At 63.8% G+C, this 23115-nt stretch carries 18 protein-coding genes; 10 read left to right on the top strand and 8 right to left on the bottom strand.

Annotated features, from left to right (window positions below; translation table 11 throughout):
• Positions 1-15: 15 nt before the first annotated feature.
• The 6 genes from ACREB4_RS15810 (at position 16) to ACREB4_RS15785 (ending at position 5259) form a co-directional block, all read left to right on the top strand.
• Complete coding sequence (locus tag ACREB4_RS15810; protein WP_431589191.1) at positions 16-813, top strand: CheR family methyltransferase; 798 nt, start codon at positions 16-18, stop codon at positions 811-813.
• Entirely contained in the window at positions 810-1304 is a 495-nt protein-coding gene (locus ACREB4_RS15805) for a chemotaxis protein CheD (protein ID WP_431589190.1), read from the top strand. Before ACREB4_RS15810 ends, ACREB4_RS15805 begins: the two co-directional genes overlap by 4 nt.
• Positions 1305-1329: 25 nt before the next feature.
• Positions 1330-2406, top strand: coding sequence for a protein-glutamate methylesterase/protein-glutamine glutaminase (locus tag ACREB4_RS15800; RefSeq protein WP_431589189.1), 1077 nt, complete (start codon positions 1330-1332; stop codon positions 2404-2406).
• A 62-nt stretch (positions 2407-2468) separates the two neighbouring features.
• Positions 2469-3860, top strand: a complete 1392-nt coding sequence (gene fumC / locus ACREB4_RS15795; RefSeq protein ID WP_431589188.1) for a class II fumarate hydratase — start codon at positions 2469-2471, stop codon at positions 3858-3860.
• A gap of 76 nt (positions 3861-3936) precedes the next feature.
• The gene (locus ACREB4_RS15790; RefSeq protein WP_431589187.1) at positions 3937-4890 is read left to right on the top strand and encodes a DUF808 domain-containing protein; all 954 of its coding nucleotides are present in this window, start codon (positions 3937-3939) and stop codon (positions 4888-4890) included.
• A 51-nt stretch (positions 4891-4941) separates the two neighbouring features.
• Entirely contained in the window at positions 4942-5259 is a 318-nt protein-coding gene (locus ACREB4_RS15785; RefSeq protein WP_431589186.1) for a hypothetical protein, read from the top strand.
• Positions 5260-5283: 24 nt separating this feature from the next.
• On the opposite strand, the gene ACREB4_RS15780 is transcribed toward ACREB4_RS15785, so the two are convergent.
• Positions 5284-6219, bottom strand: a complete 936-nt coding sequence (locus ACREB4_RS15780; RefSeq protein WP_431589185.1) for a 3'-5' exonuclease — start codon at positions 6217-6219, stop codon at positions 5284-5286.
• Between the two features lie 7 nt (positions 6220-6226).
• On the bottom strand, positions 6227-6820 hold the full coding sequence (gene yfbR, locus ACREB4_RS15775) for a 5'-deoxynucleotidase (protein ID WP_431589184.1): 594 nt from the start codon (positions 6818-6820) through the stop codon (positions 6227-6229).
• A gap of 53 nt (positions 6821-6873) precedes the next feature.
• Between yfbR and ACREB4_RS15770 the strand changes: the two genes are divergently transcribed.
• Positions 6874-7251: a DUF3592 domain-containing protein gene (locus ACREB4_RS15770; RefSeq protein ID WP_431589183.1), complete on the top strand. Its 378-nt coding sequence runs from the start codon at positions 6874-6876 to the stop codon at positions 7249-7251.
• A 157-nt stretch (positions 7252-7408) separates the two neighbouring features.
• Here the strand turns inward: ACREB4_RS15770 and ACREB4_RS15765 are convergent, their stop codons facing one another.
• Positions 7409-7561, bottom strand: coding sequence for a hypothetical protein (locus tag ACREB4_RS15765; RefSeq protein WP_431589182.1), 153 nt, complete (start codon positions 7559-7561; stop codon positions 7409-7411).
• Between ACREB4_RS15765 and ACREB4_RS15760 the strand changes: the two genes are divergently transcribed.
• Complete coding sequence (locus tag ACREB4_RS15760; RefSeq protein WP_431589181.1) at positions 7560-8600, top strand: hypothetical protein; 1041 nt, start codon at positions 7560-7562, stop codon at positions 8598-8600. The genes ACREB4_RS15765 and ACREB4_RS15760 overlap by 2 nt on opposite strands.
• Before the next feature lie 5 nt (positions 8601-8605).
• On the opposite strand, the gene ACREB4_RS15755 is transcribed toward ACREB4_RS15760, so the two are convergent.
• Genes ACREB4_RS15755 through ACREB4_RS15745 form a run of 3 tightly spaced genes read right to left on the bottom strand, consistent with a single transcriptional unit; the run spans position 8606 to position 15914 of the window.
• Positions 8606-12817 carry a translocation/assembly module TamB domain-containing protein gene (locus ACREB4_RS15755; protein ID WP_431589180.1) on the bottom strand — a complete coding sequence of 1404 codons (4212 nt, stop codon included), beginning with the start codon at positions 12815-12817 and terminating at the stop codon, positions 8606-8608.
• A gap of 14 nt (positions 12818-12831) precedes the next feature.
• Positions 12832-14745 (bottom strand): autotransporter assembly complex protein TamA, encoded by a 1914-nt coding sequence (locus ACREB4_RS15750; protein WP_431589179.1) that lies wholly within the window; start codon positions 14743-14745, stop codon positions 12832-12834.
• Positions 14742-15914: a vWA domain-containing protein gene (locus tag ACREB4_RS15745; protein WP_431589178.1), complete on the bottom strand. Its 1173-nt coding sequence runs from the start codon at positions 15912-15914 to the stop codon at positions 14742-14744. The genes ACREB4_RS15750 and ACREB4_RS15745 overlap by 4 nt, the downstream gene beginning before the upstream one ends.
• A 135-nt stretch (positions 15915-16049) precedes the next feature.
• On the opposite strand from ACREB4_RS15745, the gene ACREB4_RS15740 reads away from it, so the two are divergent.
• Positions 16050-17228 carry a diguanylate cyclase gene (locus ACREB4_RS15740; protein ID WP_431589177.1) on the top strand — a complete coding sequence of 393 codons (1179 nt, stop codon included), beginning with the start codon at positions 16050-16052 and terminating at the stop codon, positions 17226-17228.
• Positions 17229-17248: 20 nt separating this feature from the next.
• Here the strand turns inward: ACREB4_RS15740 and ACREB4_RS15735 are convergent, their stop codons facing one another.
• Positions 17249-18091, bottom strand: coding sequence for an AAA family ATPase (locus ACREB4_RS15735; protein WP_431589176.1), 843 nt, complete (start codon positions 18089-18091; stop codon positions 17249-17251).
• Between the two features lie 104 nt (positions 18092-18195).
• Here ACREB4_RS15735 and ACREB4_RS15730 point away from each other — a divergent pair, with 104 nt between their 5' ends.
• Positions 18196-18864 carry a c-type cytochrome gene (locus ACREB4_RS15730; RefSeq protein ID WP_431589175.1) on the top strand — a complete coding sequence of 223 codons (669 nt, stop codon included), beginning with the start codon at positions 18196-18198 and terminating at the stop codon, positions 18862-18864.
• 70 nt (positions 18865-18934) lie between these two features.
• Here ACREB4_RS15730 and ACREB4_RS15725 read toward each other — a convergent pair.
• A partial coding sequence (locus tag ACREB4_RS15725) for a beta strand repeat-containing protein (RefSeq protein ID WP_431589174.1) occupies positions 18935-23115 on the bottom strand: 4181 nt, incomplete at its 5' end.

The raw sequence follows: 23115 nt of genomic DNA, 5'->3' as shown, positions 1-23115 counted from the left end.
TCCTCAGGCAGCCCGATGAACACGATCACCGACCAGGAATTCAACCGCTTCCAGCGTTTCATCTACGATGCAGCTGGCATCACCATGGCCTCGTCCAAGAAGGCGCTGGTCTCGGGCCGCTTGTCCAAGCGCTTGCAGGCTCGTCAGCTCAAGAGCTTCACGGAATACTTCAACCTGCTGTCCAGCGGACAGGCCAAGGACGAGGTGCAAACGGCCATTGACCTGCTGACCACCAACGAGACTTACTTCTTCCGCGAGCCCAAGCACTTCGAGCTGTTGAAATCCTTGGCCCAGGCCCACAAGCCGGGCCAGCCTTTCCGCGTTTGGAGCGCGGCCAGTTCCACCGGCGAAGAGGCCTACAGCATGGCCATGGTCCTGGCCGACACCTTGGGCAACAGCCCCTGGGAGATCCTGGGCTCGGACATCAGCACCCGGGTATTGCAGCGCGCCCGCGCGGGGCACTTCCCCATGGAGCGGGCACGCAACATCCCGCAGCCCTACCTCAAACGCTACTGCCTGAAGGGCTTCGACGAGCAGGAAGGCACCATGCTGGTCGAGAAATCCTTGCGCCAACGGGTTCGCTTCATTCATGCCAACCTCAACGAACCTTTGCCGCAACTGGGCCAGTTTGACGTGATCTTTCTGCGCAACGTCATGATCTATTTCAATGGCGACACCAAGCGCCAAGTCGTGGCCAGGGTGATCTCGATGCTCAAGCCAGGCGGGTACTTCTGCATCGGCCACTCTGAAAGCCTCAACGACATCAGCGACGCCTTGCTGACCGTGGCGCCGTCAATCTACCGCAACCCGTGAAATCGACAGAGCAGGTCATTGTCTTCCTGAACCCTGGCGAGTACTTCGTGGGCGACGCACGTCACCGAATTCGTACGCTGCTGGGCTCGTGCGTGTCAATCACCTTGTGGCATCCTGCGCAACGCATTGGCGCCATGTCCCACTTCCTGCTGTCGGAGCGGTCTGGCAAAGTTGGGGAGCCCTTGGATGCCCGTTATGGCAAGGAAGCACTCGGGCTGATGCTGATGGAGTTGGCCAAACAAGGCGTTGACCCCAAGGCCTGCCAAGCCAAGATCTTTGGCGGCGGCGACATGTTTCCAAAGCAAAGTGGCATGGCCAATGCCTCGAACGTGGGGCGCAAGAATGGCGAGGCGGCACACCGCCTGCTGGAGGCGCATGACATCAGCGTCATGTCGGAGAGCTTGTTTGGGCAAGGCCACCGCAGAATCCTCTTTGACGTGAGCAGCGGGCACGTCTGGTCCCGGCAAGTCAAACCGGTCGATGCCACTTGAGCACTGACAGAGAAAGCGCTTAGACATGAAATCGATCCAAGTCATGGTGGTTGATGATTCAGCGGTGGTTCGGCAGGTGCTGTCCGCCGTGCTGAACGCCGCCCCCGGCATCGAGGTGTGCTGCGCCGTGGCCGACCCGCTGCTGGCCATCGAACGCCTGAAGCTCAGTTGGCCGGACGTGATCGTGCTCGACGTGGAAATGCCCCGCATGGACGGCATCACCTTCTTGAAGAAGATCATGAGCGAGCGCCCCACGCCCGTGGTGATCTGCTCCACGCTGACCGAGAAAGGCGCCAAGACCACCATGGAAGCGCTGGCCGCCGGTGCCGTCACCATCATCACCAAGCCCAAGCTGGGTTTGAAGCAGTTCATCGTCGACACCTCGGACGACCTGGTCAACGCGGTCAAGGCGGCTTCCAAGGCCAATGTCCGGCGCCTGGCCATGCGGGCGGAAACGCCCGTGGCCGTGCCCCAGGCCAAGAACACCGCCGATGTCATCCTGAGCGCGGCAAGCCCCAAGGCCATGGTGCAAACCACCGAGCGCGTGGTGGCCATTGGCACCTCCACGGGCGGCACCCAGGCTCTGGAAGAAGTGCTCACCGCCCTGCCCCGCGTGTGCCCTGGCATCGTCATCGTGCAGCACATGCCCGAGAAGTTCACCGCGGCTTTCGCGGCGCGCCTGGACAGCATCTGCCAGATCCGCGTCAAGGAAGCGCAGCACAACGACCGCGTGGTGCCCGGCCAGGCCTTGATCGCCCCGGGTGGCAAGCACATGGTGCTCAAGCGCAGTGGCGCGCAGTATTTCGTCGAGGTGCTGGACGGCCCCTTGGTGAACCGGCACCGCCCCTCGGTGGACGTGCTTTTCCGCTCGGTGGCCAAGTCGGCCGGCGCCAATGCGCTGGGACTGATCATGACGGGCATGGGTGACGACGGCGCCGCCGGCATGCTCGAAATGAAGAACGCCGGCGCCCGCACCGTGGCCCAGGACGAAGAGACCTGCGTGGTCTATGGCATGCCCAAGGAGGCCGTCAAGCGCGGCGCCGTGGACAAGATCCTGCCCATCGGCGTGCTGCACCGCGAGATCATCCAGCACGGCAACTAGGCCCCTGGGCCAAAGGGTGATTTTTCCTCGGGCTATGCTGGCCGACCGCCTGAGGAGATGACATGACCGCCACCCGCACCGAGACCGACTCTTTCGGACCGATCGACGTCCCGGCCGAAGCGCTGTGGGCCGCCCAGACCGCCCGCAGCCTGCATTTCTTCGCCATTGGCGAGCAACGCATGCCCCTGCCGGTGGTGCACGCCCTGGCCTGGATCAAATGGGCCGCGGCCCACACCAACCAGGACCTGGGCTTGCTGGATTCGGCCAAGGCGCAAGCCATTGCCAGCGCGGCGCAACAAGTGGCCCTGGGGCAGTTTGATGCCGAATTCCCCTTGTCGGTGTGGCAGACGGGTTCGGGCACCCAAAGCAACATGAACGTCAACGAGGTCATCGCCAACCTGGCTTCACAAGCCTTGGGTGGCAGCCTGGGGGGCAAACGCCTGGTGCACCCCAACGACGACGTGAACCTGGGCCAATCGTCCAACGACGTTTTCCCGACGGCCATGCACGTGGCCGTGTCCAAGGAAGCCCATGCACGCCTGCTGCCTGCGCTGAGGCAACTTCGCGCCATCCTGGCCGGCCAGGCCGCCGCCTTTGCCGAAGTGGTGAAAATTGGCCGCACCCACTGGCAGGACGCCACGCCCGTGACCCTGGGCCAGGAGTTTGGGGGCTACGAAGCGCAACTGGCCCTGTCCGAGAACGCCATCGTGCAGGCCCTTGACGCGGTGCGCGCGCTGGCCATCGGGGGCACGGCCGTGGGCACCGGGCTCAACACGCACCCGGAATTCGGCAAGCGCGTGGCCGCCCTGCTGGGCCAGCACCTGCAATTGCCACTGCGCCAGGCCGACAACCTGTTCGCGGCCATGGCCGGGCATGAAGCCCTGGTGGCTTTCCATGGCGGCTTGAAGACATTGGCCGTGGCCTTGACCAAGATCGCCAACGACATCCGATTGATGGCGAGCGGCCCACGCGCCGGCCTGGGTGAGCTGCACCTGCCCGAGAACGAACCCGGCAGTTCCATCATGCCGGGCAAGGTGAACCCGACGCAGGTCGAAGCCATGACCATGGTGTGCGCCCAGGTCATGGGCCACGATGCCGCCATCGGCTTCGCGGCCAGCCAGGGGCACTTCGAACTCAATGTGTACAAGCCCCTGATCGCGCTGAACACGCTGGACAGCCTGCGTCTTTTGTCGGATGCCATGGACAGCTTCGGCCAGCACTGCATCAAGGGCATCACCGTGAACCAAGCCCGGGTCGAAGAACTGCTGAACCGCTCCCTGATGCTGGTCACCGCGCTGGCACCGCACATTGGCTACGACAAAGCCTCGGCCGTGGCCAAGCACGCCCAGAAGCACGGCACCTCCTTGCGTGAAGCCGCCCTGGCGCTCGACGCAGTCACGGGGGAGGAGTTCGACCGCTGGGTCGATCCCCGCCAGATGCTGGGCCCGCGCTGAACCACGAAGGGCGCACTGGAAGTCCGATAGGATGCGGGTTTCGGGACTTTCCCGCTTTTGACACCAGGACTTTTTCATGGCCGGCAGCAGCCTTCTTGCCCTCATCGACGACATCGCCACGATCCTCGACGACGTGGCCTTACTGACGAAGGTCGCCGCCAAGAAGACCACCGGCGTGCTGGGTGACGACCTGGCGCTGAACGCCCAGCAGGTTTCCGGTGTCCAAGCCGAGCGCGAGCTGCCCGTGGTCTGGGCCGTGGCCAAGGGATCGGCCCGCAACAAGGCCATCTTGGTGCCCGCCGCGCTGGCCATCAGTGCTTTTGCGCCGTGGGCCGTGACCCCCTTGCTCATGATCGGCGGCCTGTTCCTGTGCTTCGAAGGCTTCGAAAAGGTCGCCCACAAGCTGATGCACAGCCACGCCGACGACGAGGCGCACCGCCAGGATCTTGTCAAGGCCCTGGCCAACCCGAAAGTCGACCTCGTCGCGTACGAGAAAGACAAGATTTCGGGCGCGATCCGCACCGACTTCATTCTGTCGGCCGAGATCATCGCCATCACGCTCGGCACGGTCGCCGAGGCGGAGTTCTCCACCCAACTCACCGTGCTGGTCGGCATCGCCATCATCATGACCATCGGGGTCTATGGCCTGGTGGCGGGCATCGTCAAACTGGACGATGGTGGACTGTATTTGGCCCGCACGGCCGGCCCCGGCTCGCTGGGCCGGCTGCAGAGGGGCGTGGGCCAGGCCATCGTGAACGCGGCCCCCTACCTGATGCGCGTGCTGACCATCGCCGGCACCATCGCGATGTTCCTGGTGGGCGGCGGCATCCTGACGCACGGCATCCCGCACGCCCATGAATGGATCCACCACCTGGCCGACGGCGCTGGCGCCATTTCCGGCATCGGAGGCTTCCTCAAGGTGATTACCCCAACACTGGTGGACGCCGTTGTGGGCATTCTGGCCGGCGGTGTGACTTTGGTGGCAGTGACCTTGTTCCAACGTGTGAAACGCGGCGGCAAGCCTGCCTAGAATCGGACATCGACACTCCTCGAAGTCCCTATGAACCGCATTTGCATTGCCATGACAGCCGCCCTGTCCTTGGCCACTGCCGCTTGCACCAGCCTCGAACCCAATGTCGACATGGTGCCCGTGACCGGCTATGACCTCGTGGACAAGAGCAAGGTCGACACCGTGGCCTATGACAAAGACTACGCGGAATGCGCGGCCATCGCCAACCAGGACATCAACAGCGTGGGCAAGACGGCGTCCAAGGTCGTGGGGACCGCCGCCGACCGGGTCTCGATGGGCATCATCGGTCGCAAGGCCATCAACGATGCCGACCGCATGACGGTGCTCAAGCGCTGCCTGACGGGCCGGGGCTACAACATCCTGCGCTGACCAACGCTTGCAGGGTGATCCGACTCAAAGGTCGCGCAGTTGCACCTGGCCAGGTCGGGCCGCGAACCGATCAAGCGCCGTGAGTTGCTCGATCTCGATGCGTGCCCCGCGCCGGCCATAGACCGACACCTTCAGCCACTCGCATTCCAGTTCCAGCAGGTCCGTGCTGCCGGCGCTGGTGTGCCAGACCTTGCGCTCGGCGTCCCAGCGGTAACCGCGCGCCTTCAAGGCGTCCTTGGAATCGAAAGGCGAACCCGTCGCCATCACCTTGTAGCTGGTGGCCCCGCCGGCCTTGAGCAAGGCTTTCAAGCCGGTGTGGCCTGACTTGGGCAAAGGCTGGCTCAGCACGGCGAGCAAGGCATGGCAGTCCATCTCGGCACGGTGGGCGTCGTAGAACAGGCCCATTTCGGCCGCCAGGAATTCCAGTTTGGCCGACCCGCGGCCTTCTTCGCTCCAGTCGATTTCGGCCAGAGAGCAGGCCCAGGGCAAGGCGGCAAAAGCCGGCAAGCGGCTCTCCATGAAAGCCCGGTCGAATCGGGCGTTGTGCGCGATGACCAGGGACACCCCCTGCAGCAGCCCGGCGATGCGCTCTTCGTCCAGGCGCCGGCCCTTCACCATGTCGTCGGTGATGCCGGTGACGCGCAAGGCGGCCTCGGGGATGGGCATGCCGGGGTCTTCCAACTCGTCGTAGACGTCGAGCACCTTGAGGGGCAGACCGGCCTCCAGATCGACTTCGACCAACAGCAAGGCCAGCTCGATGACCTTGTCCTTGCGCCAGTCGAGGCCGGTGGTTTCGGTGTCCAGGATCAACACCTTGGCCTTGGCGCCGCCGACCTTGTGGCCGAAGGTCTTTCGCGGCACCAGGCGGCGCAGCACGCGGTAATCGGGGTGGGCTTCCAGCACCCGGGCCAAGGCCTCGGGGGTGTCGAAAGAGGGATCGAGCAAGGGGGTGTCGTTCATGGGTCGGTCAGTCGCCGCGCATCAGGGAGTCGAGCGTCAGCTCGAAGGCCGGACCGAACTGGTCCAGGAAATAACGCACCTCGGGGATCATGTGCTGGTCGATCTTGCCCTTGATCTGCTGGGCGGCCTGTTCGAACTCGGTGTTGCCATAGCGCAGCTCGGCCCGGCATTTGAGCCAGGCGGCCAGGCGGTCGGCCGCCTTCACCAGCTGGGCGTGGTCATCAGGCCATTGTTCGTGGTCCACCACCTCGCGCAGGGCCGGTTGCACGGCGGCGGGCAGCAAGGCCAGCATCTCCTGGCTGACTTCGTGTTCCAGGTGGGCGGTGGCCTGGCGCATGGCGGGCGAATACTTCACGGGCGTGGGCAGGTCGCCCGTGATGGCTTCGGTGGCGTCGTGGAACAGGGCGCGCGTGGCCACCGCATTGGGATCGATGGGCACGCCCAGCACGTCGCGGCGGATCACCGCCAGGGCATGGGCCAGCACGGCCACTTCCCAGCTGTGCTGGGCCACGTCTTCTTCGACGGCGTTGCGCATCAATCCCCAGCGTTTGATGAAACGCAGGCGGGCCAGGTGGGCGTAAAAAGGGCTGGTGGTCGACATGCGGGCGACTATATCGCCAATGGGCAAGGCGCCATTTGCGGCACACTCGGGCCATGGACATCGACTGGGGCAAATGGATCGCCGGAGGGATCGTGGTGGGGCTGGCCTTCCTGATGTGGCGCGGCTACCTGGATCGCAAGGCCAGCCCGGAATGGCCCACCGTGACCGGGCGCATCCTCGACTCCAAGGTCGTGGCCCAGAACGAGTCGAACGACGGCGCCACCTTCACGCGCGAGTGGCGCATCGACCTGAACTACCGCTACACCGTGGGCGGCCAAACCTACCAAAGCCAGCGCATCCGCGCGATCTTGCCCAGGTTCGGAACTGAAGCCGAGGCGCTGGCCGTCCAGCAGCGCTTTCCGGTGGGCGCCGAAGTGCCTGTGCATTACGACCCGGCCAAGCCCAAGTCCAGCGTGCTCATTCCAGGCTGACAACACGGTGAAGAGGCAGGCAGGCGGCGGGCAGCGAGCGTGCCGCAACATTTCAGCCAATGCATGCCTAAAAAGATACAAAGGGCCGCAGGCATAATCGGCGTTTACCACACATCCAGCACATCGGCCAAGCGGTTTTCAATATGCTCAAATCATTTCACCGACTGCCCGCCGTGTTTTTCAAGCCCCCAGGATTTAAATCACTGCTGATGTCCATATTGGCCTGTGCCATGGCCATGATTTGGTACGCCAGCCATGTCAAATCGGAACCCTGCACGCGGGAAGGGGATTGCTTCAGATACTCGGCCATGAGCGAAGGCTTCAAGAATCACAGCTATCAGGCCATTGAACGCCCGTTCAACACCAGAATATTGACACCCCTCGTCGCTGCCTGGCTGCCCGGCGATACCACGGATGGCTTCACGGCAATCACTTTCGCATCCTTCCTGGTTTTCATGATTGCCTGGTATTTTATTTCAAAAGAACTGGGATTTCCAATTCACGTTTTCGGATTTTTGGTGGCTTGGTTTCTCATCCACCCTCTTGGCGTACAAATTTACTACAGCCTTCGCCAACTGATCGATCCCATGAGCTATGCCTTGATGGCCATCGCCATTTATTTTTACCTGTCGAGCCGGCATGCACTTTTCTTCGTGACGATGTTCATCTCACTGCTTGCGAAGGAGTCGTTCCTGTTCGTGCTCATGGTGGCAGTGGCCACCGAAATTTACAGCAGCCTCCGTGGACATCAAGAGCCCAAATCTGCCTATCGATTCACCGCGTATGCTATTTTGATATACGTGAGCTATCAAGTGGCCATTTATTTTTGTCAGCAGGCATTTTTCCCGGCTGCAGACCAAACCAACATCATCAGCACCATCAGGTTATGGTGGAGAAAAGTTCGCCATGACCCGAACAGGCTGATTGTTTGGGCAGGTTCATTCTTCTGCGCGACTGGGACCTTGGCTGCGTTGGTGTTTCAAAAAAAACCTTCGCCGGTTTCTGCCATTGAGTTTCGCCAGTCTTTCTTCTTGAAACTGGGCGCCTGCGGTTTTGTTGCCCTGGGTTTGATTGGGGGATCTGACATGAGCCGAATCATTTTCAATGGCATTGTTTTTATATTTCCCGCCCTGATTCTTCAAGTCAATCATTCAAGCAAAAATCACTTGACAAGTCTCGTCTACGCATCGTCGCTTTTAATTGCCACGATTTATCCGTTGTTTTTCAAAACAACTTTTGAATACACTTACTACTTCTCAAACCAAATAGGCAGTTCACTCGTGTTCGTTTTGATCGTGGGATTTTCCATCCTGATGATCCGAAGGACAACACAAAGCACATTGAACTGAATGCCTCAATCAAAACGCCAAGACCAAATCAAGTCCAGTGCATTGTCCTGCCCAGCCTGAGCGCGCAGGGTGAATCGCTGGGCCAGGCGGTAGATGAGCTGCCAGTTGCCGGCCGTCTCGTTCAGGCTTCGCTCATAGCCCAGGTACCACTTGCGCGAGATCTGCTTGCCCACATTGACCACGGTCTCGCGGGCGTCGCCGGTGCCGTCGGTCTGCCGCACCGACAACTCATCCAACCCGATGGCGCCCAGCACCGAATCCTTGGGCGAACCGCCCTCGCCTGCCAGCAAGGCCGAGGCGGCGGTCTGCAGCAGGCCGATGTCAGCACCGCCCAGGCCTGCCGGACCACGCCCCAGGATCAGCCATGACAGGGTTTCGGTCTCGGACATGGTGGGATCGGAGTACAGGCGCACGCGCGGATCCTGTGCAGTGCCAGAGATGGTGACACCCACCTTCACGTCCGAGGCCGCTGCCGTGGGCGACTCGGCCCGCATGGCCTGGATGTCCAAGCGGGGATTCTCGATCGGGCCGGTGAAGGCGATGGAGCCACGCTCGATCACCAGGTTTTGCGCGTAGGCCACATAGGAGCCCGACTCGGTCCTGACCGTGCCATGGACCGCCAGGCGGCCATTGGGCGTGGTCAGGGCCAGCTTGCCCACCAGCAAGGCGTTCAGGCCCCGGCCTTTCAGGCGCAGCTTGGAGCCCAGGTCCACCTCGATGGTCGCCTGCACCTTGCGCTTTGAGGGCGCGGCCCCGGCCTCGGCGGTCTGCTCACCAGACGACGCCACATCGCCCGGCCGGTTGATGACATTCACATCGTCGCCCAGCGTGGGCGCATCGCCTTTGCTGATGTCGATCAGGCCTTCGTCGATGACGAAGCGGCCATCGGCCTTGATGTCCTCCGCGCCCAGAAGCAGCTTGCCTTGCCCGCTGACCAGCACGCGGCGGTCCACCCGTTGCAGCAACGCGAAGTGGTCCACCGCCAGGTTCAAGCGGGCTTCAGGCTGCGCGCCCAGCAAGGCATCGCCATCCAGGCTGATGGTGCCGCCATTCTCACCACCCTTGGCTTTGAACTGGGTCAGGCGGGCCTGGTCGCCCTGCAGGCTCATCTGCAGCACGCCATCGCTCAGGTTCACGCCCAGAAGCGCCTGGCTGGCGCCCAGGTTCTGCCCATTCACCTCGCCCTTGTACAACGGCGCGCCCAAGGTGCCCGACAGCACGGCATTGGCCTGGACCTGGCCAGACAGGCGCCAACCCGGCGGCGCCCACACGCCCCAGGGCCGCAGGTTGCCGATCTTCACTTCCAATGTGCCGGCCAAGAGGTCGTCGGCCGACGGCAAGCTGTCGCGCGACCGGGCCCGAACGGTTTGCTGGCCCGTGACCGTGCCCACCACCCGACCATCGAACTGCTCGGTCAAGGTCCAGACGCCTTCGCGGGCGGTCAAGGCCAGGCGGCCTTGTTTAATGCCCAAGGTCTGGACCGTGTTGCCCTCGATTTCCGATTCCGACAAGCTCAGGTCCCCATCGCGCCGCGACAGTTGGCCGTCCACCTGCCACGGTTGCTCGGGGCTGTGCTGCATGCGCAGTTGCCCGACCACGGTCAGGTCACCACCCCAGCCTGCATCGGGTTGCCAACGCGCCAGCATCTCGGCCAGCTTGATGGGGTCCAGGTCGATGCTGACCCGGGTCTGTCCCCCAGTGGCACCGGCTTGCCGAGGCTCGCGCCAACTCAGCTCCTGGATTTTCAGGCCAGCGCCCATCACCACGACCTGGGTCGGGCTGACCGCCAACAGGGACTCGTCCTTGGTCGAAGCCCATTGCACCTGAACCGCCTGTGCGGACAGCAGGGCCCGCGGGGCCGGTTCGATGGTGGCCACGCTCAGGCGCTGGATCTGCCCTTTCCAGCCATTGAAAGCGTCCAGCGCGCCACCGGCCACCGACAGGTCGAGGTGGACGCGCGGCACCCGCTCGGGCTGACCGGCGGGTTCTGCCTTGACCGGCAGGCGCACGTCACCCTGTGCCACCAAGCGGTGGGATTGGCCGCTGCCCTCCAGCGCGGCGGTGAACTGCTCCACGGCCGTGCCGCCCAGCCTGGCCTGGCGGATGGTCAGACTCGCTTGCGCAGGCGCGCTCACTTGGCCGGTGTTGATCCGCCACCGGCCCTGGCCCTGTTCCAGGGCATACAAGGTGTCGCTGGCATCCTTGGCCTGCAAGGACGACAAATCCAGTTGGCCCTGGGTGGACAAGGCTGGCCACAGCCCTTCCACCGACACCTCGCCCTGCACCTTGCCTTGCAGATCGTGCCAGCCCCACCATTGCGCCAGCGGCTGCAGGGCCTGGATCTGACCGGCCTGGACCTGAAGCTGCCCACGCAAAGGCTTCTGGCTGGCGATCTGCACACCGTCCTGGACTGACCTGGTCACGGGCACCACCGCGTTCAAGGCCAACTGGTTGCCGGCGAGGTTCAAATCGGCCTTGAAGGCCATGTCCGGCTGATTGGCCGGGCCCTTCCAGCTCAACTGGCCCGTCAGGGCCAGGCCCGCCAACTGGCTGGGGTCCAGGCGAGCACTCATGTCGCCCTGCCCCAAGGCATCGGCGTCGAACTGAACGCGGCCTTGCAGGCGGTTGGTACCGACCGCCTTGTCGGGCCACGGCATCCACAACTGGGGGTCGAAGTTCGACAGGTCGAGCTGGCCCTTGGCGCGCCAGGGTGCTTCGCCCGTCTGGCTGGCCTGCCCGGTCAGTTTGGCCAGGGCATCTCCCGAACCGAGGGTCAGGCTTTTGACCTCGATCAGGGTGGGTGACCAATGCCCGGACAGGTTCACCGCCACCGGGCGGACCGGCGTGCCCGGGCCCTTGTTGTACTGGCCCTTCAGATCGGCCAGCACTGCCCAGCGTTGCCAGTCCTTGCTGGCCTCGTTCGATGCCGACGGTGCCGACTGCACATTCACCCGCCCCTGCAATTGCAAAGGCGGTGCGCGCCCGTCCAGGGCCTGCGGCTCCAGCCCTTGGATGTCCGCTTGCAGCATGGTGTTCTGAGGCGTGACGAGGTCCCAATGGCCGTTGATGGCCACCGTGGCCAAGGCCTTGCCACCGATCCTGGGCAAGGCCAGGTTCAAGGCCAGTTGGCCGGCCTGGCCCAGGGTGTTCAACTGGCCGGCCGACGCACCAGAGCTGGCCACGGGCAAACCAAGCTGGCCCGACATCCGCACCAAGGGCAGGCCCTTGGCATCCCAGGAACCAGGCTTGGCATTCTCAAGGGCCAGGTCCATGGCCAGGTCGGGCGCGCCACGCTGGGCGCTGGCGGGCGTGGGCTGCACGTTCACTTGCCCGGACAAAGCCGTGGTGGGCAAGGCGGGCCACAGCACCGCCAGGTTCAGGCCACGCGCCTGCAACGCCAAACGGGGCACCGGCCAGGCCGCGAAAGGCGTCACCTCGCCGGACAAGACAAGGCCTTGGGCGGCTTCGGTGCCCTCCCCCAACTGCACCTGCCCGGAGGCGGCCAGACGCTGCAACGGGCCTTTCAGCCGCAAGCGCGCATCGCCAATGTCGATGCCGCCAGAAGCCCCCGCCGGATGCTCGGCGTCCAGGTTCAGGTCCAGGTCCATGCGCTCGCGCGTGACCAGCGCCGCCTGGCCCTTCACCTGCCAGCCATGCACGACCAGCTTGTTCAACGCCACCTGGTGCTGGTGCCCCGCGCCCACGGACTCCTGCAGGAAGACGCGCGCGTCCAGGTCCTGCAGATCCTGCGGCGCCAGCAGGTTGCTGCGGAACACGCCCACGGTCACCGATTTCAAGCGCACCGACACGGGCAGGTCGAACTGCGTGGGAGGCGGACTGGGCGTTTTTGACGGTGGCCCGGACACCCAATGCAAATCCACACTGCGGGCCTGCAAGGCGTCAATGGTGACGCCGACCTGCGTGGCCACCGACCCATCATGCCGAAAGCTCACGCCCTGCCAACGCGGCTCGATCAACACCAGCCTGGACCCATGCGGCAAACCGACCTCGACACGTTGAGCACTGAAGCCCGTGAGCAGCCCACCCTTGGGCTCGATCACCTTCACGCCCGGCAGCACCGACAGCAGGCGCGCCGTGGCGACCTCCTGGTGCAAGGCCCACCACAGACCGCCCAAGCCCAGGGTGACCAGCATCAGCAAGGTCATCACCAGCCACAAGGGGCGCGCCCAGGCCGACAGCCAGGTGCGGGTTCGCACGGTCGCCTCGTCACTCACAAGGTGATCCCCACGCTGAAGTGGACGCGGAAGCTCTTTTGCTGCTCGCCATAGGCCAAGTCGATCTTCAGGGGGCCGACCGGACTGCGCCAACGGATGCCCGCGCCATAGCCGCGCTGCATCTTGATGTCGGCGAACTGGTCGCCCACCCCGCCGGCATCGAAGAACACGGCCCCCAGGATGCTGGGGTATTTCTTGAGGAAGGGATGGGCCAACTCGCCACTGAGCGTGGTCATGGCGCGCCCCCCCACCAGGGCACCGTCGCGGGTCACGCCGATCGAACGGTAGCCATAGCCGCGCACCGACTCGTCGCCACCCGCGCGGAACAGCAAGGGATCGGGCACGCTGACCGATTCACCCCGGGACAAGACCCGCCCGCCTTCGACACGGGTGGTGGCATCCCAGCCCCAAGGCAAAGGTCTGTACCAGGTCAGGCGCCCATACAGGCGGCTGAAGAGGCCAGAACTTTCGGAGGTGGCGAAGCTGTGGCCCAGCCCCGCCGAGGCCAGGGCCGTGATGCCCTTGGTCGGCAGCACCTGGCTGTCGACATCGCGCCAGGCGTACTGCTGCGTGAAACTGACGGCGGTGGCATCCGAGACCTTCACGCCGGTGTTGGCGTTCACCCGGGCGCTCTGGTATTCGACGTAGCGGGTCAGCTCCAGGCGCTCACCCTCGCGCAACTGCCCGAAGCGAAAGCGTTCGCTGGTGGTCACCGAATCGGTGCTGTCGGTTTCGCGCGCCAATTGCCCCGACACCAGCCAACGCTTGCGGCCGGGATTGGGGTGCGAGGTCAAATCCACCTGCAGGCTGGAATCGACCTTGGCCAGTTGCAGCTTGGTCTTGGCTTGCCAGGCCTGGTTGAAGACGTGGCGGTGCAGGTGTTCCACCGAGATGCGGGGCCCGGTGTCGCTGCTCGCGCCCACGCCCACCGTGGCCTGTTGCAGGGGCAGCTCGTGCACCTGCACGGTCACCGGCGCCCCATCGGCCTTGGCGGGATCGGGGTCCATGTTGATGAAGACGCTGTCGAAGAGGTTGAGCTTTTGCACGCGCTCCTGAAAATCCAGCAAGGATTGCTCGCGGTAGACCTGTCCCTTGGCGAAAGGCGCCAGGTTGAGGATGGCCGAAGCCGGCTGCACTTTCAGCCCCTCGATGGCGATGTCGCCAAAATGGAAGACCGGACCGCTGTCGGCCACGACGAAAAGCGCGGCCGTCTTCTGCTGCGCATCGACGGTGGCCGAGGTACCGCTCCAGGTGGCCAGTGGATAGCCCTCCGCCCGCATCTGCGCCAGCATGCCATTCTTGGCCGCCGACCAGGTGGGTTGGGTGAAGATGCTGCCCGCCGGCAAGGCCCACTCGGACTCCAGGTCGGCCACCAATTCCTTGGCCTCGGCCTCCTCCTTGGACAAGGCCGTGTCCAGCGCCCCTTCGAACACCATCTGCACGCGGCTCACCCTCGTGCGGGGTCCGGGCTGAACCACCAGCTTGATGACGAGGGGCTGCCCCACGACCTCTTCAGAGACGCTGGTGTGGATTTGCGGGGCGAAGTAGCCCTGCGCTTCCAGCAGCCCACGCGCTTGGTCGGGCGCGGCGGCCACCAGGCGCCGCAATTCACTGCGCCGGATCGCATTGGCGTTGGCCGTCCCCTTCTCGGCTTCAGACTCGGCTTCCTCGTGGTAGCGCGCCAGATCGAGGTAAGTGCTCAGCAGCTTGTCGAGATCGCGCGGCGCCTCGATGTCCAGCTTCCAGACCGGCGGGGGGCGCCGGGCCTGGCGGGGTGCCTGGGCCGCGGCGCTGGCGGCGGCTTCAGGGGGCAGCAAGGCAGCCTTGTCCTGGACGTCCTGCTGCGCCCAAGCCCCAGAGGGCAGCAGCCCCCAGGCGACACAGCTCAGGACCAGGAAGCGTGCCGTCATTTGCTCAGCAACCGCATCGCGCCTTCCAGCCCTTGCAGGCTCAAGGGGAACATGCGGTTGCCAACCAACTGCTGCATGATCGAAATGCTCTGGCGGTAGCCCCAGACCCCAGTCGGCTCCGGATTGATCCAGGCATGGTGCGGGAAGGCATGCGTGAGGCGTTGGACCCACTCCGCGCCAGCTTCCTCGTTGTTGTACTCGACGCTGCCCCCCGCCTGCAGGATCTCGTAGGGGCTCATGGTGGCGTCGCCCACGAAGATCAGCTTGTAGTCCTTGTTGTACTTGCGGATGATGTCCCAGGTGGGGATTTTCTCGGAATAGCGCCGGTGGTTGTTCTTCCACATGAAGTCGTAGACGCAGTTGTGGAAGTAGTAAAACTCCAGGTGCTTGAACTCGCTCTTGGCGGCCGAGAACATTTCCTCGACGCGGTGGATGTGGTCGTCCATGGAGCCGCCCACGTCCATCAGCAGCAGCACCTTCACGGTGTTATGGCGTTCGGGCACCATCTTGATGTCCAGCATGCCGGCGTTGGCGGCCGTGGCCTGGATGGTCGCGTCCAGCGCGAACTCTTCGGCCGCGCCCTGGCGCGCAAACTTGCGCAGGCGCCGCAGGGCGACCTTGATGTTGCGCGTGTCCAGCTCGACGGTGTCGTCGTAGTCTTTGAACTCGCGCTGGTCCCAGACTTTGACCGCGCTGCGGTGCCGTGACTTGTCCTGGCCGATGCGGATGCCCTCGGGGTTGTAGCCGTGCGCGCCGAAGGGCGAGGTGCCGCCCGTGCCAATCCATTTGTTGCCGCCTTCGTGGCGCTCTTTCTGCTCTTCGAACAGCTGTTTGAGGCGGTCCATGAGCTTGTCCCAGCCCATGGCTTCGATCGCGGCCTTGTCCGCCGCACTCAGTTCTCGCTCGAAGCGCTTGCGCAGCCATTCGAGAGGAATGTCACGGGTCAGGTCGACCGCGGCACTCGCCCCCCTGAAATAGGTGGAAAACGCCCGGTCAAATTTATCGAAGTGGGTTTCATTCTTTACAAGTGACATCCGCGCCAAGTGATAAAACTCGTCCACCGACGGTTCGATCACATCGAGCTTGATGGCCTCCAGCAAGCTGAGGTACTCCGGGATGGTGACCGGCAGCCGGGCTGAACGCAACGCGAAGAAGAAATCGATGAGCATATGAAGTCCTGCGAATTGCCGCCTATTTTGGCCTCTTACAGGGTCCGAGACGAGGCCCTGCGTGTTTTAACCCTGCCAATGTTTCAGGGTTGCCCCTGTCACCCGGCTGGGTTAGAGCTCCGTTAAGGTCTCACCATGGAAGTACGCCACCTGCTTTTGGCCTTCGTGCTGCTGACGCACGGGCTCACCACCCTGATGTGGTGGGCAGCGGGCACCTGGCTGGGCCTGTCGCGCAAGGCCGCCATGCACTGGCTGGTGGCCAGCCTGTCCAACGGCCTGGCGCTGGGCTTCATGATGGTCAACGATGGATGGCCAAGCACTCCCCTCGCGCTGCTGGCCTGCGTGCTGGTGGTGCATGGCGCGGTGTCGTTGCGGCGCGGCCTGCAGGCCTTCCTGAAATTGCGGCACACCGATGGCGCGCACCTGGTGCTGGGCGTGGGCACCACCATTTTCTGCCTGGGCCTCTGTTTGCCCATGGGCTGGCGAACGAGCGGCATCACGGTCAGCAGCCTGGTCATCGCCTGGGTGATGTGGCGCACGGCCCGCGAATGCTTCGCCCCCCTGCGCACGGAATTCCAGGTGGGCACCGCCTGGACGCACACGACCCTCCTGACCGGTGCGGCGCTGATGTTCGCCGGCCTGGCCGTGAGCGAATTGTTCCCCGAGGTGCCTTGGCCCTGGTTGCTGAGCAATGTCCAGCAAGCCCAGGTGGGCATGGCCTTCACCAGCGTGACCGTCTCCATCCTGTCGGCCTTCGTGCTGGGCTACATCGTCGTCATCCGGCTGGTGCGTCGCCTGGAACACCTGTCCCACCACGACGCCCTGACCGGCCTGCTCAACCGCCGCGCCATCGAGTACCTGCTGGACCGCGAAGCCCAACGCTTGCACCGTTTTGGCGAACCTTTCACCGTGCTGATGGTGGACATCGACCACTTCAAGCGCATCAACGACCGGCTGGGCCATGCCGCAGGCGACGCCGTGCTGTGCGCCGTCTCGCAAGCCCTGCAGGCGCAGGCCCGCGAGGTGGACCGGGTGGCCCGTTTTGGTGGCGAGGAATTCTGCGTGCTGCTGCCGCACACCCTGCACGAGGGCGCGCTGCTGGCGGCCGAGCGCCTGCGCCACGCCATCAGCCAGATCAACATCCCCTGGGCGGACGAGACGATCACGGTCACCATCAGTTCGGGGCTGGCCACGGCCAACGACCCGCTGGAAACCTTGTCTTCCTTGTTGCGCCGCGCCGACGATGCGCTCTACAAGGCCAAGGCCGAAGGCCGCAACAAGGTGGTCAGCGCGCCAGACCGCGAAGCGGCCTGACCGACCATTCAACGCCGCGATCAGCGGTTGTTGCGGGCCATGGCCACCAGCTTTTCGAACAAGCTCAGGTCCTGCTCGTTCTTGAGCAAGGCGCCCACCAGAGGCGGCACGCTGGCCTTGTCGTCCTTGCTTTGCAGCACCGACAAGGGGATGTCTTCAGCCAACAACAGCTTGAGCCAGTCGATCAGCTCGGAGGTGCTGGGTTTTTTCTTCAGGCCCGGCAGGTTGCGCACCTCGTAGAAGTGGCGCATGGCCGCGGCCAGCAGATCTTGCTTGATGCCCGGGAAATGGACGTCCACGATCTGCTTCATCGTGGCGGCATCCGGGAAGCGGATGTAGTGGAAGAAGCAGCGGCGCAGGAAGGCGTCTGGCAGGTCTTTTTCGTTGTTCGAGGTGATGATGACCAGCGGGCGGTGCTTGGCCTTGACCAGCTGTCGCGTCTCGTACACGTAGAACTCCATGCGGTCGATTTCGCGCAGGAGGTCGTTCGGGAACTCGATGTCGGCCTTGTCGATTTCGTCGATCAGCAAGGCAACCTGCTGGTCGGCGTCAAAAGCCTGCCACAGCACACCCTTGATGATGTAGTTGTGGATGTCCTTGACCTTTTCTTCGCCCAGTTGGCTGTCGCGCAGGCGGCTGACGGCGTCGTACTCGTACAGCCCTTGTTGCGCCTTGGTGGTCGATTTGATGTGCCATTGCAACAGTGGCATGCCCATCGCTTGCGACACCTCTTCGGCCAGCATGGTCTTGCCGGTGCCGGGCTCGCCCTTGATCAGCAAGGGGCGCTGCAGCGTCAGGGCGGCGTTGACCGCCAGTTTGAGGTCGTCTGTCGCGACGTATTGGTCCGTGCCTTGAAACTTCATGAATTTGCTCAACCGGGTTGATCCTGTATTCGAGTATAGGTCGCTCTCTATAATGGCGCGATTCGTGTTTTTTCACCTGTCAGCATTTTCCCCCCGCTCGAACCATGAAAACACTGTCCCCCCTGATTTGCTCCCTGGGCCTCGCCGTGGCGAGTTTGCTGACACAAGCAGCGCATGCCCAGGAGACCAAGCCAGGTGATCCGGTGGCGGCGCAGAAAAAAGTGGCCATGTGCATCGGTTGCCACGGCATCGTCGGCTACCAGGCCAGTTTTCCGGAAGTGCACCGGGTGCCGATGATTTCCGGCCAAAGTGCCAAGTACATCGCGGCGGCCTTGCACGCCTACCAGAAGGGCGAACGCAAGCACCCCACCATGCGCGGCATCGCGGCATCCCTGACCGACCAGGACATCGCCGACATCTCCGTGTATTACGAAGCCAACGGCAAGAACCTGCCCGCCCACACCGGCAAAGGGCGTGCACCCAGCGCGGAAGTCGATGCGCTGCTGAAGAAAGGCAACTGTGCCTCCTGCCATGGCGCCGACCTGAACAAGCCCATCGACGTCTACCCCAAGCTGGCAGGCCAATACGAAGACTATGTCTTCGTGGCAATGAAGTCCTACCAGACCGAGGGCAAGGGCCCGATCGGCCGGGGCAACCCCATCATGGCCGCCCAGGCCAAGATGTTCACCCTGCCCGAACTGAAGCTGCTGGCCAACTACATCGGCAGCTTGCCCAGCGATCTGAAAACCGTGCCGCAGTCCAAGTTCCGCTGAAGCGTTTCTCCCCCTGCCTCGGTAAAAAAAGCCACGCCTTTCAGCGTGGCTTTTTTCATGAGTCACCCGATCAGCCGTCGACCAGCAACTTGTTCTGTTGCAACAGCTTGACGATGATCTGGTCGTCCGTGGCATTGGTCGCCAGGCCCAGGTCGGTGCGGATGTTGACGCCCTCCAGAACGATGCGCTGGGTTTCCTGCCCGGCCGTGTAGGTGCCGTTGGTGAACCCACCCGTGGCGCTGACGTGCACCACAGTCGAGCCCGGCGTGGAGGTGTCGAAATCCAGGTAGTTGTGCAGGTTGCCGCTGCCACCCGTGGTGTTCTCGCCTTGCAGCAGATCACGCAGGTCCAGCACATCACCGCCATCGGCCACCGGGGCGATGTTGAAGTCCTTGATGGTGTCGATCGCGCGGCCTGAAGTCGTGGCCGTGCCAGGATCGGCGAAATGCCAGGCAAAGGTGTCCGACCCCGCGCCGCCGGTCAGGACATCGCTGCCCGGACCACCAATGAGGAGGTCGTTGCCATTGCCGCCACCCAGGGTGTCGTTGCCCAGGCCGCCATTGAGCGTGTCCTGGCCATCGCCGCCGTTGATGACGTCGTTGCCGGCATTGCCATACAAACGGTCATCGCCAGTGCCCCCGTTCATGACGTCGTTGCCATCGCGGCCCATCAGGATGTCGGCCCCGGCCGTGCCGTTCATGGCGTCGATCACCGTTGTGCCGGCTTGCACGTTCGTGGATTGGACCTGGATGGTGAGGATCGACGAGGTGGTGTCGCCATCGCCATCGGCCAGCGAATAGCTGAAGGTCTCGGTCAGGCCCGCGGATCCTTGGCTGCCTGGCGCGTTGTAGGTGTACTCGCCGGTGTCCATGTTCAGGGTCAGGCTGCCCACGCTGGTGGTCAAGGTGAGCACCGGGTGCGCGGCATCGTAGTGGTGCACCTGGCCATTGACGGTGATGCTGTCCAAGCGCGAGAAGCCATCGGCACCGCCCGCTTCCGACATGACCGAGCCCTTGGTGAACAAATGGCCCACCGCGGCTTCCTTGACCGTGCCCGACAGCACCGCATCGAGCTGGCTGAGGTTGCTGACCACCGTGCCATTGAGGTTCTCGGCGGCCTGGCCATCGTGCGCGATGGGGTTGAGGTAAGTGGCCGCGACACCTGCGCCCAGGCCAATGGCGTAGGACTTGATCTGGTTGTCGTTGAGGAACTTGACCCAAGTGGCTTCTTCAGAGCTGTTGGTGCCGGACACCGTAGGGTTGCCATCAGAGAAGAAGTAACCCACGTTTTGGGCGCCTGCCAGCTTGCCGGCCGAGGTGAAGGCGGTTTGGGCCGTGGTCAAACCAGCGTCATAGTTGGTGCTGCCGTTGGCAGTGATAGAGGCAAGCAGGCTCTTGGCCGCGCTGACGGTGAGCCAGGTGCTGCCCAAGGTTTGCGCGGTGCTCGAGAAGGTCACCAGGCGCACAGCCACATCGCCGATCTGGTCGTACTTGTCCAGCAAGGTCTTGATGGATGCAACGGCCAGGTCCAGGCGGGTCTGCGTGCCATTGATGATGTCGTCCATGCTGCCGGACACGTCCAGGGTGATCAACAGGTTGGTGTTGATCGTGACCACCGAATCGGTGACGGGGCCGAGCACACCAGGCGCATCGTCCTGAACCTGGATGGTCAGGTTGCCTTGTCCAGTCTTGGCGCCGTCGCTGGCGGTGACGCCGAAGCTCAGGTTCAGGACGTCTTCGCCGGCCGAAGCGTGGTGCAAGGGGGCCAGCAACTGCGCGGCGTAGTTGCCGGCGTTGTCGATGGACACGGTGAACACGGTGCTGGCACTGGCACCCGTGCCGTCCTTGCCGATCAGGCCGCCATTCCCATCGCTGGTCCAGACGACCTGCTGGCCGCTGGAGGTCATGACGGGGTCGGTGGGCGCACTCAGGGTGACGGACGTGATGGTCGAGTCGGCATCACTCATGGTGATCTTGCCGCTGGCGGTGGCGCTGTCGGTGTTGTCGTTGCTGCCGGTGCTGTCCTTCAGGCCACCAGGCAGGCCTTCTTCTGACACGTAGCCGGTGGTGTTGCCAACCACGGGCGCGTCATTGATCGCAATCACGTGGACAGTGGTCAGCGCGGTGTTGCTGGCACTGGTGCCATCGGTGACCGTGACTTCGACCGAGCGGTCGACTGTCGACGGGTCGTGCGAGGTGCTGGAGAAGCCGATGTTGCGGATGGCCGCCTGGTAGTCGGCCAAGGAGGCCGAACCGCTCAGGGTGACGACACCGTTCACGACCGTGGCCGTGATGCCGGACGGCAAGGGGTTGGCCACGGACAGCACGTCGCCAGCTTGGGCGTTGGCCAACTTGATGGTCGCGCCGGTCAGCACGGTGGGGTGCGAGCTGGACAGGCTGATGTCGGCGTCCGACAGGCGGACGGCGGACGCACCTTCGGTGTAGGTGGTGACGTAGCCTGTGCCGGTGACACCGCTGGAGTTGTCGGCGTCGAGGTCCAGGGCTGGCGGCGTGGTGTCGATGATGGCGCTGTCCGCACCGGCGGCGCTGGCATTGCCAGCCTTGTCCACAATGTTGGCGGTCACGGTGATCGTCGTGCCATCGGCCGTCGGCACAAAGCTGGTGATGACGAAGCCATTGGCCTTGTCCTGTGCCGTGATGGTCACGTCGTTGCTCACGCCGCCCGAGGTCACCTTGACCACATCACCCACATTGACCTGCGCTGGCGTGAACGCCACCTTCACGTCCACATTGCCGTTCAACTCGGCCTTGTTGATGTAGCCGTCGTTGTTCGCGTCTTCTGTGATCGTGACGGTCGGGGCTGCGCCGTTGTTGGGCACGCCGGTGTCGATCGTCAGGGGCACGTTCGTCTGCACGCTGTTGCCGGCGGCGTCGGTTTCGGTGACTTGCGCCTGGCCTGTCGTGCCGTTGGGGATGTCTTGCGTGGGCGTGACTGCCCATGTGCCGTTGGGCTGCACGGTGGTCGTCAGCACTTCGTTCGTGCCAGGCAAGGTGACCTTGATCTGCGCACCGGGTTCGCCCGTGCCGCTGATCGTCGGGGTCGCATCATTGGTGATGCCGTCGCCCTTGGTGCCACTGTCCGAGGTCGGGTCGAGTTGGGCCGTCAGCACGGTCGCAGGCGTGGTGTCGATGATCGCACTGTCGCTGCCCGTGGCACCGAGGTTGCCGGCCACGTCCTTGACTTGCGCCGTCACCGTCAGGGTGCTGCCTTCGCCAGGGTTGGTGATGTTCGGGACCGACACGCTGCCCTTGTCAATGTCGGCTTGCGTCAGCAAGATGGCTGGCTGAGCCGTTCCGTTGGCGCTGACCAGCAGGCTGTCGCCCGCCTTCGCCGTGGCCGGCAAGGTCACCGACACGTCGATGTTGCCGCTCAGCTCGGCCTTGTTGATGAAGCCGTCGTTGTTGGCGTCTTCGCCGAGCGTGACGATGGGCGCGCCTGGCGCCCCCAGTTGCAGGCGGGCCGCGTCGCTCACCGGACCCGCGGCATTGCCGGCCGCGTCCGCGATGCTGGCGCTCGACACGAAGTCGGTGTTGTCGCCCGTGGGGTTGAACTTCAGGTCCACGAAGCCGGCGGTCAGTTGCGCGTTTGTCAGTGTGACCACCTGGGCCACATTGCCCGAGCCCGTCACCGTCAGGGTGTCACCCGCCGCCGCACCGGCCGGCAATGTCACACGCACGCCGATGGTGTTGTCTGTCAACTCCGCCTTGCTGATGTAGCCGTCGTTGTTGCCGTCCGTCGTGATGCTGATGCCCAGACCGGTGTAGTTTGTCGTGTCGATCTTGGCGCTGTCCGAACCGGTGGCGCTGGCGTTGCCAGCCTTGTCCACGATGTTGGCGGTCACGGTGATCGTCGTGCCATCGGCCGTCGGGGCAAAGCTGGTCGTGACAAAGCCCTTGTCCAGGTCAGTCTGCGTGATGGTCACGTCCTTGGTCACGCCGCCCGAGGTGACCTGGACCGCGTCGCCCGCGTTGACCTGGGCCGGGTTGAAGGCCACCTTCACATCCACATTGCCGTTCAGTTCGGCCTTGTTGATGTAGCCGTCGTTGTTCGCGTCTTCCGTGATCGTGACGATCGGGGCTGCGCCGTTGTTGGGCACCCCGGTATCGATCGTCAGGGGCACGTTCGTCTGCACGCTGTTGCCGGCGGCGTCGGTTTCGGTGACTTGCGCCTGGCCTGTCGTGCCGTTGGGGATGTCTTGCGTGGGCGTGACTGCCCATGTGCCGTTGGGCT

This window comes from Aquabacterium sp., from assembly GCF_050725395.1.
In the GTDB taxonomy this organism is placed as follows: domain Bacteria; phylum Pseudomonadota; class Gammaproteobacteria; order Burkholderiales; family Burkholderiaceae_C; genus Aquabacterium.
The sequence above is the reverse complement of the archived record's forward strand: the minus strand, read 5'-3'. Positions and strand labels throughout refer to the sequence as shown.

What these genes read in the sequence shown, in the direction of transcription:
- ACREB4_RS15810 (WP_431589191.1), top strand. Translation starts at nt 16, where the DNA reads ATGAACACGATCACCGACCAGGAATTCAACCGCTTCCAGCGTTTCATC.
- ACREB4_RS15800 (WP_431589189.1), top strand. Translation starts at nt 1,330, where the DNA reads ATGAAATCGATCCAAGTCATGGTGGTTGATGATTCAGCGGTGGTTCGG.
- fumC (WP_431589188.1), top strand. Translation starts at nt 2,469, where the DNA reads ATGACCGCCACCCGCACCGAGACCGACTCTTTCGGACCGATCGACGTC.
- ACREB4_RS15790 (WP_431589187.1), top strand. Translation starts at nt 3,937, where the DNA reads ATGGCCGGCAGCAGCCTTCTTGCCCTCATCGACGACATCGCCACGATC.
- ACREB4_RS15785 (WP_431589186.1), top strand. Translation starts at nt 4,942, where the DNA reads ATGACAGCCGCCCTGTCCTTGGCCACTGCCGCTTGCACCAGCCTCGAA.
- ACREB4_RS15780 (WP_431589185.1), bottom strand. Translation starts at nt 6,219, where the DNA reads ATGAACGACACCCCCTTGCTCGATCCCTCTTTCGACACCCCCGAGGCC.
- yfbR (WP_431589184.1), bottom strand. Translation starts at nt 6,820, where the DNA reads ATGTCGACCACCAGCCCTTTTTACGCCCACCTGGCCCGCCTGCGTTTC.
- ACREB4_RS15770 (WP_431589183.1), top strand. Translation starts at nt 6,874, where the DNA reads ATGGACATCGACTGGGGCAAATGGATCGCCGGAGGGATCGTGGTGGGG.
- ACREB4_RS15760 (WP_431589181.1), top strand. Translation starts at nt 7,560, where the DNA reads ATGAGCGAAGGCTTCAAGAATCACAGCTATCAGGCCATTGAACGCCCG.
- ACREB4_RS15765 (WP_431589182.1), bottom strand. Translation starts at nt 7,561, where the DNA reads ATGGCCGAGTATCTGAAGCAATCCCCTTCCCGCGTGCAGGGTTCCGAT.
- ACREB4_RS15750 (WP_431589179.1), bottom strand. Translation starts at nt 14,745, where the DNA reads ATGACGGCACGCTTCCTGGTCCTGAGCTGTGTCGCCTGGGGGCTGCTG.
- ACREB4_RS15745 (WP_431589178.1), bottom strand. Translation starts at nt 15,914, where the DNA reads ATGCTCATCGATTTCTTCTTCGCGTTGCGTTCAGCCCGGCTGCCGGTC.
- ACREB4_RS15740 (WP_431589177.1), top strand. Translation starts at nt 16,050, where the DNA reads ATGGAAGTACGCCACCTGCTTTTGGCCTTCGTGCTGCTGACGCACGGG.
- ACREB4_RS15735 (WP_431589176.1), bottom strand. Translation starts at nt 18,091, where the DNA reads ATGAAGTTTCAAGGCACGGACCAATACGTCGCGACAGACGACCTCAAA.
- ACREB4_RS15730 (WP_431589175.1), top strand. Translation starts at nt 18,196, where the DNA reads ATGAAAACACTGTCCCCCCTGATTTGCTCCCTGGGCCTCGCCGTGGCG.